The organism is Bacillus sp. EE-W1, from assembly GCF_009760835.1.
Classification (GTDB): Bacteria; Bacillota; Bacilli; order Bacillales; family Bacillaceae_G; genus Bacillus_A; species Bacillus_A wiedmannii.
The window spans coordinates 156,409-171,471 of record NZ_WIPE01000054.1 but is presented as its reverse complement, the minus strand read 5'-3'; the positions used below and the strand labels follow the sequence as shown (position 1 = coordinate 171,471).

16 protein-coding genes and 1 riboswitch are annotated in these 15,063 nt (G+C 32.5%); of the genes, 1 reads left to right on the top strand and 15 read right to left on the bottom strand.

What is annotated here, in order from left to right; genetic code table 11:
• Positions 1–39 precede the first annotated feature (39 nt).
• The 15 genes from GFJ36_RS07315 to GFJ36_RS07245 form a co-directional block, all read right to left on the bottom strand.
• Entirely contained in the window at positions 40–1,587 is a 1,548-nt protein-coding gene (locus GFJ36_RS07315) for a glycoside hydrolase family protein (protein ID WP_141542764.1), read from the bottom strand.
• A gap of 92 nt (positions 1,588–1,679) precedes the next feature.
• A complete protein-coding gene (locus tag GFJ36_RS07310; RefSeq protein WP_097889729.1) occupies positions 1,680–2,732 on the bottom strand; it encodes a glycosyltransferase family 4 protein in 1,053 nt (350 codons plus the stop codon).
• On the bottom strand, positions 2,729–3,529 hold the full coding sequence (locus GFJ36_RS07305) for a glycosyltransferase family 2 protein (protein WP_097889730.1): 801 nt from the start codon (positions 3,527–3,529) through the stop codon (positions 2,729–2,731). The genes GFJ36_RS07310 and GFJ36_RS07305 overlap by 4 nt, the downstream gene beginning before the upstream one ends.
• Complete coding sequence (locus GFJ36_RS07300) at positions 3,504–4,718, bottom strand: O-antigen ligase family protein (RefSeq protein WP_088062742.1); 1,215 nt, start codon at positions 4,716–4,718, stop codon at positions 3,504–3,506. The genes GFJ36_RS07305 and GFJ36_RS07300 overlap by 26 nt, the downstream gene beginning before the upstream one ends.
• A 3-nt stretch (positions 4,719–4,721) precedes the next feature.
• Positions 4,722–6,158: an oligosaccharide flippase family protein gene (locus tag GFJ36_RS07295; protein WP_141542765.1), complete on the bottom strand. Its 1,437-nt coding sequence runs from the start codon at positions 6,156–6,158 to the stop codon at positions 4,722–4,724.
• 37 nt (positions 6,159–6,195) lie between these two features.
• Entirely contained in the window at positions 6,196–6,834 is a 639-nt protein-coding gene (locus GFJ36_RS07290; RefSeq protein WP_060489669.1) for a sugar transferase, read from the bottom strand.
• 18 nt (positions 6,835–6,852) lie between these two features.
• A complete protein-coding gene (locus GFJ36_RS07285) occupies positions 6,853–7,473 on the bottom strand; it encodes a CpsD/CapB family tyrosine-protein kinase (RefSeq protein ID WP_141555024.1) in 621 nt (206 codons plus the stop codon).
• Entirely contained in the window at positions 7,460–8,203 is a 744-nt protein-coding gene (locus GFJ36_RS07280; RefSeq protein ID WP_088062739.1) for a YveK family protein, read from the bottom strand. Before GFJ36_RS07280 ends, GFJ36_RS07285 begins: the two co-directional genes overlap by 14 nt.
• Complete coding sequence (locus tag GFJ36_RS07275) at positions 8,204–9,397, bottom strand: acyltransferase family protein (protein ID WP_087985574.1); 1,194 nt, start codon at positions 9,395–9,397, stop codon at positions 8,204–8,206. It lies immediately after the preceding gene.
• 327 nt (positions 9,398–9,724) lie between these two features.
• Positions 9,725–9,865, bottom strand: coding sequence for an FbpB family small basic protein (locus GFJ36_RS07270; protein ID WP_097889731.1), 141 nt, complete (start codon positions 9,863–9,865; stop codon positions 9,725–9,727).
• 360 nt (positions 9,866–10,225) lie between these two features.
• On the bottom strand, positions 10,226–11,092 hold the full coding sequence (locus tag GFJ36_RS07265; protein ID WP_087980021.1) for a 5'-3' exonuclease: 867 nt from the start codon (positions 11,090–11,092) through the stop codon (positions 10,226–10,228).
• Positions 11,093–11,222: 130 nt separating this feature from the next.
• The gene (locus GFJ36_RS07260) at positions 11,223–11,948 is read right to left on the bottom strand and encodes a P-type ATPase actuator domain-containing protein (protein WP_000964966.1); all 726 of its coding nucleotides are present in this window, start codon (positions 11,946–11,948) and stop codon (positions 11,223–11,225) included.
• Between the two features lie 342 nt (positions 11,949–12,290).
• Positions 12,291–12,456: riboswitch (M-box (ykoK) riboswitch) on the bottom strand.
• A gap of 125 nt (positions 12,457–12,581) precedes the next feature.
• Entirely contained in the window at positions 12,582–12,968 is a 387-nt protein-coding gene (locus tag GFJ36_RS07255; protein WP_000606860.1) for a DUF350 domain-containing protein, read from the bottom strand.
• Positions 12,965–14,200, bottom strand: a complete 1,236-nt coding sequence (locus GFJ36_RS07250; RefSeq protein ID WP_088062737.1) for a glutathionylspermidine synthase family protein — start codon at positions 14,198–14,200, stop codon at positions 12,965–12,967. The genes GFJ36_RS07255 and GFJ36_RS07250 overlap by 4 nt, the downstream gene beginning before the upstream one ends.
• A 3-nt stretch (positions 14,201–14,203) precedes the next feature.
• On the bottom strand, positions 14,204–14,515 hold the full coding sequence (locus GFJ36_RS07245; protein ID WP_000169026.1) for a hypothetical protein: 312 nt from the start codon (positions 14,513–14,515) through the stop codon (positions 14,204–14,206).
• A gap of 83 nt (positions 14,516–14,598) precedes the next feature.
• Here GFJ36_RS07245 and GFJ36_RS07240 point away from each other — a divergent pair, with 83 nt between their 5' ends.
• Positions 14,599–15,048 carry a hypothetical protein gene (locus GFJ36_RS07240; protein WP_088062736.1) on the top strand — a complete coding sequence of 150 codons (450 nt, stop codon included), beginning with the start codon at positions 14,599–14,601 and terminating at the stop codon, positions 15,046–15,048.
• The last annotated feature ends 15 nt before the right edge of the window (positions 15,049–15,063 follow it).

The following is a 15,063-nucleotide window of genomic DNA, read 5'->3' as shown; positions in this document are numbered from 1 at the left end:
CCTAATAACTCGTCCAAGCATTTACAACCAATCATCATCTCAAGTTATTTTAGTCGTAATAAGCTGACCAGCCTCATTAATCGTTACTTTCCATTTCGCTCCACTAGCAGTCTTCATAATGATACCTTTACTTGCTTCTATTTCAATATCTCCAAACATTCTTCCACCAGTTGTCGCTAACCAAGCATTCCCATTTTCCATCGACGATCTTGCAAACATACGATTAATCCGAAAACGCTTATGGTCTTGAGAATAACCACTCAATGTAATTCTTACTTTATATAGTTGACTCGCCTTCATATTCGATATAATTGTATCGCCTACATTTAATGGAACATCCGATGCAACAACCCAATTTCCAGTTGCACTTAATGCATATTCAATTTTAATTTTCTTCGGGCTCTCTCCCCATCCAAAATACATTCCAAAACAATTTAACATTTTGATTGGATTTTTCGTAAAATCTAGCTCAATCACAACTGGATTACTATCTGGAACATCGATATAGTTTACACTTTGTTCATCTATTAAATTAAAGCAATTTACGAGATTCCCCCCGTAAGGTAATTTCCCACTTACTTGCTTAACAGTATACTTCTGCGGAGCGTTTACTAAAATATCATCTTGATTCCCTATTAAATGTGGTTTATTTAACGTAATCGGTAACTGAATTCGAAGAGATTCTTCATAGGTAGACGTACAAACATTGTATTGCCCTTTATCTACAATAGTTGTGGAAAGTAAATTTGAAAAAAGGTAGTTACGATGTGAATTAGAAGAAAATTCAATGACAATCTGTTCACTACTCATCCGGTACGTATCCCAAATCATACAATCAAATGTATTATAGGCACCCGTACAACGAATGACTTTTTTCGTTTGCTGTCTACATTGTACTTGAATATCATGAAACGTATTTCCTGAACTTTCATTTGGTAAATCACTGTTTCCATCAACTTCTATCCCATACTGACATCCATCAATAAATATAGATTGAAATACATTTGCGTTAATCCAACAAGGTGTATTTATATCATCTATATATTCTGTCTTCAAATGTATTGCAGTTTGAAAGTTTTTAATTTGAATAAAGTTAACTTGAAAGAAACTAATATAATCCCATGCTTTTTGACAATAAAAGTGTATAGCCTTACCTTTATATGACGACGTTGCATTTATTATATTAATATTTGATATAAGAGAGTGATTAGGAACTTCTATTTGTTGTGAACCGGAAACATAAATGACAGCAGATTGAAACACTGGGTTTATAACTTGAACTGTACCACCTGTAATAGACGCATTTTGTTGCAGTTCAAACGCATTAAAATCTCCATCAATTTGCAACGTAACAGTAGGATCTAGCTCTAATCTTACATTTGATTTAATAACAATCGGTTTTACAATTTTGTACGTATTAATCCCTGTAATTCTAACCGTCGAAATTCGGTTCGCTACACAATAATTTATAGCTTGTTGAATTGCTAATGAGCTATCATTCCCTGAGTTCGGAACTGCACCAAAACAATCAATATGGACACTATTTTCTGGTGCACAATCTTCTTGGGAAGAAATATATTCTGACAAAATAAATTCACTCCTCATATTACCTTTTTCATATAATATGTGAGTTTTCTCTTAAAAGTTTCTCTAATAAAAAAAACAAACGACTTGCACGGTCATTTGTTTAATTCATATATACTTTTCGTTTCTTCTATCATTTTAGTTAATGAGAAATATCTCTCTGCTTTCTCTCGTGCTTTCAGTCTAATACGATTCACCTTTTCCTCATTTCCTTGTAGTTCCTCAAGCTCACTTGCAAACCCTAATTCACAATATTCAGATACCAAAACACCTGATTCTCCATCTATTACCGCTTCATTTATTCCGCCAACATCTATTGAAACAATCGGTGTTCCTGTAGCCATTGCTTCAATTACCACCATTGGAAACACTTCACGAAAAGATAATAAAAGTAGGGCATTCATATTTCCTATAAACCTATGTGGCTCTGAAATATTCCCTAACATCTTTACACTTTGCTGCAATCCATACTTTTCTATTTCTTTCATAATAGATTCTTTTTCTGGTCCATCACCAGCAATATAAAACAAAAAGTCATCTCTTTTTTTTAACACATTTGCAATTTTTACAAATAATTGATGGTTTTTCTCCTTGGATAGTCTTGCTAATATCCCTATTTTATAAATAGATTCTGTCTTTTTCTGCTGGAATAAAAACTTTTCAATATCCACACCGTTATAAATTGTCTTTATTTTCTCTTCTGCTACATGCATTGAAATTAAATTATTTTTTTCAAACTCACTTACTGTAATAATATTATTCACATATTTATTTATAAAATAACGAAAAAGAGTTGGCATTTTCTTTTCTAATATCGTTACATTATGTTTCGTATACACGACTTTTATCTTTTTTTTCATGAACTTTTGAATTGAAAAGGCATATAATACCATTCGCAAACTATTTGCATGAATAAGTTCTATCTTTCGTTTACAAATCTCACTTCGTAAGTAATGAATATTTCTCAAATGATTCCATCGACTAAGTAACATGAAATTTTCTTTTCTAGTAAGAGACTCATATAGTTCTCCATCACCTGCAGCTGTATAAACCGTAAATTTCTCATCACGCAAATTGCTTTCCAATTTACAGAAATAACTCTCGGCTCCTCCAGTTATCAATTTATCTGTCATCAACAATATATTCATAATTGCGTCTTCCCAACTACATTGATTTTATTTTTTCTATAGGCATGATAAGCATACTTACTAAAATAGTAAAGGATTTGCACAGCATTAAGTCGCTTTTGTTCCCTTAATAATTTCCAATAACGAAAAGCGGCTCTAATTTTATTTCTCGAAACAGAATTTGCTACAATTCTATACTTCGCTAACACTTGCTGTATCCCTTTCGCTTCATGTCCTTCATGTAATAAGTTCAGCCATAACGCTGTATCTTCCGGCTGTACACTAGGCATTTCAATATGCGGAATTTTTTCACGATCAATCATTACTGTTAAACAACCGATAATTGTATTTCCTGCCAAACAATGATAGTCAACAAATTTTGGTACATCCACTTCACGATTTAGTTCATTACTGTTTTCATCGATTAAACTATACGATGCATATGAAAAGGCCGCATTCATTTCTTCCATAAATAACAATTGCGTCTTCAATTTATGAGGCAACCATATATCATCGCTATCTAAAAAGGCAATATACCTTCCTCTCGCCTCTTCAATCGCTATATTCCGAGCTTTAGCAGCACCAACATTTTCTTTTAATGAGAATAATCTAATACGCGAGTCTCCTTCTATTATCTCTTTAATTTTTTCAAGAGATTGGTCAGTTGAAGCGTCATCAACGATAATCATTTCCCAATCTTCATATGATTGATTCTGTACAGATAAAATCGTCTCACCTATAAATCGTATACTATTATAAGAAGGTGTTATTACAGAAACATGAGGCGCCTTATTATGTACTGATAGACATTTTACCATCTACCTTTCCCCTTCCTTCATATATTGAAATGTACTTCACAACCATTGCTAAAAATAAAAAGAACGCTTCGTTAATAATAAGTGACAATGACATCATCTGAAATAAAAATGCAATTATAGTCAATAAAAGGTACGGTTTTTCACGAAACAAAGTATACTGCGTTAACTTGAACATTAATATGAATAAAAAAGCGCTATATAAAAGAAAACCAATTGTACCCGATTCAGATAAAATTTCTAAAAATGTATTGTGTACATATAATTTTTCGTTAAATTGAAACTCATAATAATTCGAAAAATTAAACGCACCGATTCCGATATATGGATTGGATAAATAATATTTAAAAGCAGCTTCCCATAATGTAAATCTACCACTTCCATTATCGTGCGAAAAATCAGAAATTCGTTTATTCAATATGTCATCCAATTGGCCACCCATTACACTATTTGATAAACTAAAAATCACTACACCAAATAATAGTAAACTTATCATTATTTTTATTTTTTTTGCAAAACTAGATGTACATATATATACAAAAACGACAAGCATAAGTGCTAATATCCCTCCTCTTGAAAAAGTTAATAAACTTGTCGTAACACATAAAATCAATCCTATAATGTTCGTCATATTATGTAGATTTGTCATATAATACATAAAAAATATTGTATTATAAAAAATAAAAATGTTAGGATCATCTAGCAAACCAATTAATCTTGGATACCCTCTATCAACTAATAGTCCAGCAAAAATTTCTCTCTCTTCTCCACCGTATAATCCAAAGTGCTGTAAACCGACTATATAAAGTATTAGGCTTACAACATTAAATACGAATCCTACATAGACGATAGATGATTCGAGTGTTGCTATTTCAACATTTCCTAATAAATTTCTCATTATAAAATAACACCCTAAAACAAGTAGCACACCAAGAATCATACGAATACTAGCATTTAAATATATAGAAAGAATTCCACTCAAACAATAGATGAAATAAAATAGTAAAAATACAACTTCATGAAAATATAGCTTTTGAATATGAAAGTTTTTAATTGTTAAACAAAAATATATAACTAAAAAAATCATATATATCTTCAGCGAAAATCCAATATATATGTTGTATTTACTTAACATGACAAATAATATTAAGAGCATAATCCATTTCATCGATATCTTTATATTATTTTCCATAGGCTATATCCCCTGTTTCGTAATATAATCCTTTTTGCGTGTTTTTCTTATAAACGAAAGAAGAAGTTTTTTCAGCTCGTAATCATATAGGAATATACCAACTACTACGATTAACGTATTCAGAACGAGCGCAATGAAATGATATGTGTGCAATATATATTGCACTCCAATAAAAGTTACGCCAAAATAAATTGTATACGGTATTACAATTTGGAATACAATTTTTTTCTTCACTACACTTACCGCTATATACCCAACTAAAGCCACAATTTCAAATAAAACCATAGCGTAAGCCGCTCCTATCACTCCACCAATACTACTAAAGCTATAAAGCATAATCCCACCTATCACTAATGCTATACATTGCACCACCGTTCTTTTATTTTGACGTCCACTCGTTGTTAAGCCGTCAGCTATAGCAATATTTAAACTTTGCAGCACAATGAGAAATGATAATATTTGGAGTGGTTCTACTGCATTTCTCCATTCCTCCTGAAAAAATATAGAAATAAAGTATGGCGCTAAATGATATAAACCTATCGTCATACATATTCCCACAATCGCCATTGATTTTATTTGAAGTAAGTTTAATTTCGTATGCTCTTCTAAATTATTCTGATTATAATGCTTAAAGAGTACTGGATAAAATGCACCTGCAATCACCCCTGGCACTTGATATAAAGCTGCTGGCATCCGATACGCCACTGCGAAAACACCTACCATACTTAATGGCAATGTATAGTTAAGTAAGATAGGTGCTAATTGTGGCGTACTCATTATTAAAAAACCACTAATAATAAAAGGTGTCAATTGCCAAAATAACGCTTTATGAATTACGACCTTCATATTCATACTCGTCTTTCTTTTCATTACATATATGCTGAATACACCACCAATCATATAACCAAATCCATATAAACGAGCAGTTATATAAACTGGTAACTCTACGAAAATACAAAAACATGTAATGATAATGACAACTGCCGCTGATACAACTTTAATAAGCGCTATATACTTCATACGCTCCGTCAGCTGAAAGTAGGCAATCCCTATATTTTGCCAAGTTAATCCTATTAACATGAAAAACATTACGTTTATCATCATATAAATCAAATTTCTATCCGCATACATATAATGAATAGCAATATAGCCGATTATAGAAATAAAAATAAGTAGAATCATCCTTACTTTTATATACGACGATAAAATTGTCTCTAAGTCTACTCCATCTTTTGCCCCTTCTCGAAGAAACGTATTCGTAAGTCCTAAATCTGTAAAAAATAACATAACAAACGTCACTGCTATGGCAACACTAAACATCCCATAATTTTGTGCATTAAAAAAATTTGCTAAAACAATTAAACTCACAGCCTGAAGAAGATTAGCTAAAATTGTGCTATAAAATAGATGGATAATATTATTTAAAATAGATCTCCCCATACCTGCTCTCCTTTGCAAGCAACCTACTTACATATATTTATCTTGCACCATTACCGTTCAATACTATTAAAACAGTTTTACATAAAATCCGAATATCCATCTTAATCGTTTTCAATTCAATATACTCCATATCCAATTTCAACTTTTCTTTCGGATCAAGATTATATCCTCCATTTATTTGTGCCCATCCTGTCAACCCTGGCTTCACTATTAAACGATCCTTGAATTCTGGAATATACGTATCAAATTGTTTATAAAAATACTCTCTCTCTGGTCTTGGTCCGACAAAAGACATATCACCTTTTAAAATATTTAAAAGTTGCGGTAACTCATCAATTCTCGTTTTCCTTATAAACGATCCAACTTTAGTAATTCTTGGATCATTTTCATTTGCCCATTGTGGTCCATTTATTTCAGCATCTTTTACCATCGATCTTAATTTAAATACATTAAATTTCCTTCCATTAATCCCTAAACGTTCTTGAAAATAAATTGGAGCTCCTGCTGTTTCGAAAGCAATCATAATACAAAAGAACAACATAATTGGTAGCGTTAATAGTAACAATATGAGTGAAAATATAATATCAAACAAGCGCTTTATACTTCGATTCAAAATACTGGTCTTTTCTTGAGCCGGAATCGTATACAACTTGGCTTGATTTGTTTCACGAATCATAGATCGTTACCCCCACATTCAAGAATATAAAACTATACCTATTAATTCACATTCTTTCCTCTTTATATTTGCTATCACTTTTTGCACCTTACGTAGGGAATCGTTTCGCTTTTTGACTGCTAAGACCACTCCATCGCATTTCCCTGCAATCATGTGCGTAGCAGGAAGCTCAAATACTTCAGAGGAATACAAGAAAATATAATCAAAATCTTCTTTCCACTTCGCCATTACATGATCAAATTCATCCGTAGCAACTAAAGGCGTTCCGGTGTGTACTGTTTTTTGGGCAGGAATACAATATAAGTATTTAGATAAATTACTAGAAAAAGATTCATAACTACAAGGGGAATCGTTTATTATATCGTTCACTGTTTTCGTATAATTGCTTTGTAATAGTAGATGTAGTTTAGGATCAGAAAAATTCACGTCGATAAGTAACACCTTTTTTTTCATCTCTGCAAACACTACCCCTAGATTTACTATAAGCGACGCGATAACACCTCTATCCTTCGTTGAAGTAACTGTGAACACTTGTTTCCCCGATTTTTTCAACTCGTGATACACCGTATAAAACTGCTCTTTCATAAAAGCATCATGCGGATTAAATGGCAGCTTTTTCTTTGTCTTAAACATCGACATGTTCACCTCGATATATAGATGATTGCGCATCAACTTCTGTAGATTTCTTTTTTCTATTCGGTTTCATATTTATGTGACCAATAACAGATACTGTTGTTATTTTCTCTAAATCTTGTTCCACGTATATACGCTCATCAAAATAATCTCGAAATACAGCTAAACCTATCCCAACAAAAAAACTAACAATTAAAGAGATAGGAATGATAAGTTGAAATTTCGGAAACAACTTTTCAGCTTTTTCCTGTAACTCAGGGTCAGTTAATATTTTTATCCCCTGTACATTCGTATACTGTTGAAAGCTTTTTTGAGATTGTTCTGCCAATGACTTTACAATTTCTTTGACGATTGTAGGATCCGAATCTTTTACTGTGACAGTAACGATTTGTGAGTTGTCCATATTCACCACTGAAATTTTTTGTGCTAATTCATAAGTTGATTGCTCTAATTTTAAATTTTTTTTAACCGTTGAAATAATGAGTGGACTTTTTAATATATCAACATACGACGTTACAAGTTGCTTATTTTCCTGTGTTTTATTCACTGCATTTTCCTTATTAAACCCATCTAAATTCCCAACGAGAATTTGCGTTGAATATTGATACGAAGGCTTTAATATATACATAGAAATAAGAATTAAAGAACCTGTTACACAACACATCGTCAAAATAATTGTTACTACTCTTCTTTTCAATAGCTGCTGAAAATCCTTCATACTAATTTCTTGCTTCAATTATTTCACCGCCTTTGTTTGAATGACATCCTGCAACTCACTTTCTGCAGATAGTCTTTTCTTTTCTAAATTCGATTGCTTTGTTATATACTTTCCGATCCTGAATGCAAATTTTTCTACAAACAAATAAGAAATTATTGCTAGTATAAACGAAAGAATGAGCGATAACATTAAAACAATAGGTAACGGAAATATTTCATGAAGCATATACACTAGGGAAAATAAAGATATGATGTGGTATAAATAAAGACTGTAAGAAATCTTCCCCAAATATAACAAGTATTTATTACGTAGCAAGGATGACAAAGTTGATACTGACAAGCTTAATATGACAAATAAACATGCACTTATCGCTACTACGTAGTCTCGAAATATAAAATTATTAAGCAAATTAATTTCTCCAACAAGCCCTTCATACATATAAAGTAAAACCGCAAATAAAAACCATGCAATTTTCTCATTTTTAGTACGATTACTATAAAAAACTATTAAATTATTTTTATATTTCGCAACTAGTGCTCCTAGTAAAAACAGCACTGTGTAATGCAGAGTTAATGCATAACTAGTTAATGTTAAACTTGAGTGAAATAAAAATAAAATCACGACAGAACATATACTAAAACTAAACAATGACAATAATGAATACCTCAACGTTTTTCGTAAACAAACCATCAAAACTAACGGAAAAATTATCGATATTCGCATTTCATGAACAAGTGACCAAATTACGCCGTTATATGCATCTGTATTATATTTCCCAATTAATAAAATATGTTGCGCTATTAAGCTTAAAGAACTTTCAATCGTCCATGAGCGATTAAACCATTCACTTAAATTAGAAATACCATATTTACTCATTGTAGTCTGGCATAAAATAGCTATAATTATTGCTACGATATATGGAATATAGATTCTACATATACGCTTTAAAAGGAATGATCCGTAGCTATCGTAGTTTTTTTGAATGGATCTATACAAAACAAATCCACTCAAAACAAAAAAGATAATAACAGATTCGTTACCACTACTAAAAATTAGACGAGCAGGTGTTTCTTTTAATAGATAAATAACAAATGGTTTATTATCTTCATAACTGTAATTTTGAAATACTGAAAAAATCATTAAATGATGGCCAATCATTACTATCAATGAAGAAATTCCTCGTATAGAATCCAGTTCTTCATACCTATCCATCGTTTTACATCAACTCCTACTGAAATGATAATAATCATTTCAAAGCGACACCATTATTCATATTCCTCTCCTTTCTTTTCATTCCAATTTTTCATATTAAAATGATTTTATAGCGTAATTTTGAATGTATTGTAACATTTTTTGTAATATTATGAATAGTGAATCTCCAAAATTGATATATACCAATTACAACCTCGAAAAATGAATAATATTGACAGAAAAACACTATAAAAACGTCTTGCATAGTTACAAAATTAAAGAGAGGAATAGAGTTTTTCAATATAAAATAAAAAAGATAGCCTTTAAAGGCTATCTTTTTTATTTTATTTAATTATTGGCACCACTATATGCTACATGTCGTTTCTCAATTCTCTCTTCAATTTCTTTCATATTTTCTTTATTATTTAATAGTAATTGTTTATTTTCAATTAATAATTGTTTAAAAGATTTTCTCACTTTTTTTCTCATTTTCATTGTCCTCCTTGGGGGATGGTTTATATAAAAGATAAGGAATTATCTGTGTGCCCTTATAATAATTGATTGTTGTGAATTCCATTTGAACTTCATATGAAAATTTCTTTTATTTTCTGACAACTTTGTGAACATACAAAAATGTGATCATCCTAAAACCATTTTGAAATTGCTTCATTTCATTATAAAAGTTGCTATTGTCATCAACTTCTATCAATATATTTTGTCGAAACATTTATATATTTAAAATTGAGTTCGATATAATTTTATTTACTACTATACTGTTCTTAAAAACAAAAAGAGGGGTGTTATATAAGTCAAAGTTTGACTTATATAACACCCCTCTTTCAAAACTATTTATAGCATATTGATTAATATTTCAGGTCTTCCCCAATTCATTTCTTCACAAACGAATCTAAGTTTTTCTTCATCCATTGTGTGTAATCCTTCTTCTAGTAAACATGAAATTGGAACTTCACAATGAATTTGTGCCAATTGTAATGAAATATTTAAGTTCTCTAAATCACTTTCAATCTTTGTACGCTGCGCTTTCGTTAATGTTGCTACATTTTCTAGTACGGTTGCTACTGTTCCATGCTCTTGAATCAATTTATACGCTGTCTTTTCGCCGATACCTTTTACACCTGGGTAATTATCACTCGTATCTCCCATAAACGCTTTCGCATGCACGATTTGCCACGGCTCTACGCCTTTTTCTTCCATGATTTTCTCTGGTGTGTAATATTCGTAATTTCCAATTCCTTTGCGCAAGAGCATAACTGTAACGTTCTTATCAACAAGCTGAAGTAAATCCGTATCGCCTGTTAAAATATAAACTTCCGCTTCATTACAGTATTGTTTTGCAAGCGTACCAATACAATCATCCGCTTCATACCCTTTCATACCGATAACTGGAATAGACAATTTCGCAGTCATTTCTTGAACTAAATCAAATTGCGGAATTAATTCTTCAGGCGGCGCTACACGATTCGCTTTATAATTCGAGAACGATTCTGTTCTAAATGTCGTACTACCCATATCCCAGCATGTTACGATATGTGTCGGTTCAATTGCTTGCATAGCTGTTAATAAATGTTTCATATAACCATGAATCCCATTTGTAGGGGTACCATCTTGTCGTTTCATAAATTGTCCGTAGACACTTGTTGCGTAAAAAGCACGAAATAATAGTGCCATACCATCAACTAATAATACTTTTTTCATAATCCCTCTCCTACCAAAAAAATAATAACCCCACGTCATCACGTAAGGTTATATAAATAGATTACCATTCTACGTTTTTTCAACTTTGTCTATTATACATTGTTTTTGTATATTTAGCATCATTTACACATTAAGACGTTCTACTACAACAAGTATGAAGAATTCCTGTATACGTATTTTTCCCAGTCGAAACAACTACAGCCTTTGCATTTCCGCCAACAATATGAGTCCCTTTGAAACATACGTTTTCAAGTTCAAGTGGATTATAGTCTTTCATTCGTTTTAAAGGAATAAATCGTTTACGCTCAAGGTGATAGCAACTTTCAAATTTCTCAATACTTGCATCTTTTCCTGTTAGCACGGATTCATTTACTAATAAATCATTCGCGTAAATGATACGTACATCTGCTGGTACTGTATCACCTTCTGAAAGAAAAATCATATCCCCAGGAACAAGCTCTTGTACTGGCACATTCATCATTTTTAATTCACCGTTTAAACCTGTTACACTAGAACATTCTACTCGAGACACAGTAATTTTCTCACATTGTAATCCATCACGCACATGTTGTTTTGAAAAACCTGGAATCATTCCACTTAGCTTCATCATTACTTCCGCAATACGCGCTCTTTTTGAAATTAATTCGTTTCGGCCGTATACTTGAATGCGTTTTTGTGCCTCTTTCATAGATAATCCGTCTCTTGTTGTTTTAAAATACGCAAATACAGATTTTACATCTCTCGTTGCGATTTCAATTAATAAATCTTTATTTTTTTGAAGCATTGTTTGTTCTTTCATTGATTTTTTACTTAATTTATATGACGTGTTACCCACAGTTTTGTTTGCATATAACATATTATCGTCTCCTCCTGTACAACATAGGAAGAAACGCTTTGTTTCTCAATTTATCCACTTTACCGTAACAGTGTTTAGCGCTTAAACATGCATATAAACGCTACATTATGATAAATATAGAGGGAGGAACAAGTCGTTTCCTGCCTACATCATATATTTTTGATTTGAAGTATATGGGTAACGGAACCGAGTCAGAATTTGACATGCTCCTCACCTCCTCGTTTAATTTTATAGTTTATACTATGAAGTTACTCATAGATTTGTAACAAAAAGACCCTTACTCCGAAAAGAGTAAAGGTCATGGCATACACAAATAAACGATTCCTAAACAATTAGAAATCTACGGACCTCTCCCTCACCGAGTTTTAGCACTGTATAGCATAGGTACATTACCAGCTACGTTAAGAAAAACCTTAATTCGATCATTCCTGTTGACCCATTGGCGTCTCTCGACATTTTTGGGCAGTAGCATTTCTCTATACAGGAGCCTCACCTAACAGAGACTTATTTTTATTACATAGAAAATGTTACTCTTATTTAAAATAGATGTCAACAGTAGCCTACAATTTTTTCGAAAGGTATGGCGAACTAACGTATATAAAATAAAAACCTTTACGTCTAAACGTAAAGGTTTTAATAAGTTATACAACCAGCAATTACAATCCCAATGGAAAGCGATAAAAACATAAGAAAAAGACCGACTGCTTGATTATCTTCTTCAAGACTTTTGTTTATATTAAAGCGTGGTGTAAGCCACTCAGCTAAATAAAAGACGATAATTTGAGCCAAAATCCCAACGGCTCCCCACGAAACCATATCAAGAAGTGAAATGGAATTAGCTGCTGTCGAATATAAAACAATAGCTAACCCAAGTAATCGTCCTCCAAGTACATAGCTTACCGCCTTATTCCCTTGGGCCATTAACTTAAATTCTTTTACTTTCGTTGTCACTTCCATGAGGAACAGACCAATGCATAAAAGGCCCAGTGTTACTGCTAAATATAATAAAAAATTAATCATATACTTTCCTCCTTTTTTATACCTACCGGTAAATAGTACGATTCATTCCCCGTAATTTTTTCCCCAGCGCGAATACCGATACTACTCGCTTTTCCAGCAATTAAAAACGAACCAAACACATACGACAGTTTCTCCATCCCTTTCTCTGTTTCCAAAGATACGACTGGAAGTTCTGTATACTTTTGAAATATCGGCAGTGACGCTTTATACGTTTGGTGTGCATTTTGAATCATAATATTTTCGTCCTTATCGCGAACGGTAATTGTGTCTCCTTCTCTACCAAATGAAGGTTTTTGAACGAAAGAACCTTTTCCCAAAAATAAATCTCGTTCTAAATATGTAGGTAACATATATTCTTTAATCCACTGTTGTTCCTCATTTGTATAAAAGGCCTTTTCTTCTGCTAATCCCCAAATAAGACACTGAATTGATTTTGGCTGAAGTAAAAATGCTGACAAAGGATTTATTATAAAAAGCTTTCCGGCTTTTACAAGTTGCAACAGTTCCACACCTACGAAGTCTCCTGTTTCAGGATCTTGATCCTCAATTAAATCTTCTATCGGATATGTTTGGCGATATAAAATATCAATCTGTACTCCATCCCTATCCACTAAAGCATCTTTTGTAATTCTAAGTTCTGACATTGGCACTACTTTATTTTCAACATGGCATAACTGACTCAAATACATAGTCGTATTCCAATCCTCAATATGTTCATGATGTGCTGTAAAAACAACATTTGGGTTATCTATTCCCTTTGTCGCTTCCATTACGGCCTTTGTAACACCAGAAGATAGTAATCGTTCTTGACCCAAGTTTGGATCATCATAGCCTAGTTTTCCACAAACTTTTCCATTCATTTGAAAGCATTCCATAATAAAAGTTGGTGTATCACTATTAAACTCAAGCATTTTAATTTGGTTATCACTTGTTAAAACGAAATCAAATCGTGAAATAACAGATTCAGGATATAATCCTTTCATTCTAATAAATGATAAGCTTGCAGGAGGATACCCAAGTTCAAGAAGCTGTTCGTCACTTAAATTCCGCAAAAGTTTAGCAGTCTTAAAAAATATTTTCCCCATTCGTTCAGTTGCTAATTGCAATTGTTTCATAGTCTGATTTGTTATAGAGAAAACATGAAACAAACTATACTCACATTCATATAAATCCGACCAAAAATTCGGATATTTCGAATAAAACGCTTTTCGTTCTCTTATGTATTGCGACATATGTTAGCCCCCAAATCCTCCCTTTGAACCGCTTCCAATTCCACCTTTAAATTCCGCAGACGATTGATAAGATTTAAACGCCGATGAATTTTTAAAAGTGGATTTATTTTGATAGTAACTCCCACCATAAAAATAATGCCCACGATAACCTGACCTACTATCATCACACTGCCATACCCCAAGTTCATCATCCCAATCCCAATCTGAACAACTATTATCATTCGGTTTTGGGGGAAGATCTTGTGCGCAGCCAAATAAGGTGCCAGTCATTAAAGACGTTACGACACCACCTACTAGCCATTTCGTTTTTGTCACCTTCGCACTCCCCTTTTTAAATTCTATTCCTATTATATAAGATAGCATGATAAAGTAGAAGAAAAAGGAAGAAGAGGGATAAAATGCGCTTAGAATATCGACTTAATGATGAAACGAAAAGATATCCTGCTTTATGGAGCTACGCAAATATTTCTAACTCTGAAATCATCGCACGCATGACGTGTGAATATTTTATAAAGGATAACAAGACATATGTTGTTACTGCTACTTCAGTAGATCCAGACGGAACAGCAGTTATATATATTCAAAAAGAAGAGTTTGCAAATGACCCTTCAGATCCTACATACTCTCACATCGGTTTTGAGGTTAGAGAACTAAGTGAAACGAGTTCAAGCATAATAGATCGGAAAGATGTATGGAACTATGAAGAAATTTTGCCATCTCTTCATTCAGACCTTATATATATTCAGCGCGACGGCATGCATATGGAGTTCGCTTTAGATTCAAGAGAGATTGATGAAGATAGAAAGTGCTATATTTATTATGGAAACTTCACAGGTGAATCCAGATAAAATAGATATATGTAT

Coding starts and splice junctions, on each gene's coding strand:
- GFJ36_RS07275 (WP_087985574.1), bottom strand. CDS start 9,397: ATGGATAGGTATGAAGAACTGGATTCTATACGAGGAATTTCTTCATTG.
- GFJ36_RS07305 (WP_097889730.1), bottom strand. CDS start 3,529: ATGGTAAAATGTCTATCAGTACATAATAAGGCGCCTCATGTTTCTGTA.
- GFJ36_RS07285 (WP_141555024.1), bottom strand. CDS start 7,473: ATGTCGATGTTTAAGACAAAGAAAAAGCTGCCATTTAATCCGCATGAT.
- GFJ36_RS07240 (WP_088062736.1), top strand. CDS start 14,599: ATGCGCTTAGAATATCGACTTAATGATGAAACGAAAAGATATCCTGCT.
- GFJ36_RS07295 (WP_141542765.1), bottom strand. CDS start 6,158: ATGGGGAGATCTATTTTAAATAATATTATCCATCTATTTTATAGCACA.
- GFJ36_RS07260 (WP_000964966.1), bottom strand. CDS start 11,948: ATGTTATATGCAAACAAAACTGTGGGTAACACGTCATATAAATTAAGT.
- GFJ36_RS07290 (WP_060489669.1), bottom strand. CDS start 6,834: ATGATTCGTGAAACAAATCAAGCCAAGTTGTATACGATTCCGGCTCAA.
- GFJ36_RS07255 (WP_000606860.1), bottom strand. CDS start 12,968: ATGATTAATTTTTTATTATATTTAGCAGTAACACTGGGCCTTTTATGC.
- GFJ36_RS07310 (WP_097889729.1), bottom strand. CDS start 2,732: ATGAATATATTGTTGATGACAGATAAATTGATAACTGGAGGAGCCGAG.
- GFJ36_RS07250 (WP_088062737.1), bottom strand. CDS start 14,200: ATGTCGCAATACATAAGAGAACGAAAAGCGTTTTATTCGAAATATCCG.
- GFJ36_RS07270 (WP_097889731.1), bottom strand. CDS start 9,865: ATGAGAAAAAAAGTGAGAAAATCTTTTAAACAATTATTAATTGAAAAT.
- GFJ36_RS07265 (WP_087980021.1), bottom strand. CDS start 11,092: ATGAAAAAAGTATTATTAGTTGATGGTATGGCACTATTATTTCGTGCT.
- GFJ36_RS07300 (WP_088062742.1), bottom strand. CDS start 4,718: ATGGAAAATAATATAAAGATATCGATGAAATGGATTATGCTCTTAATA.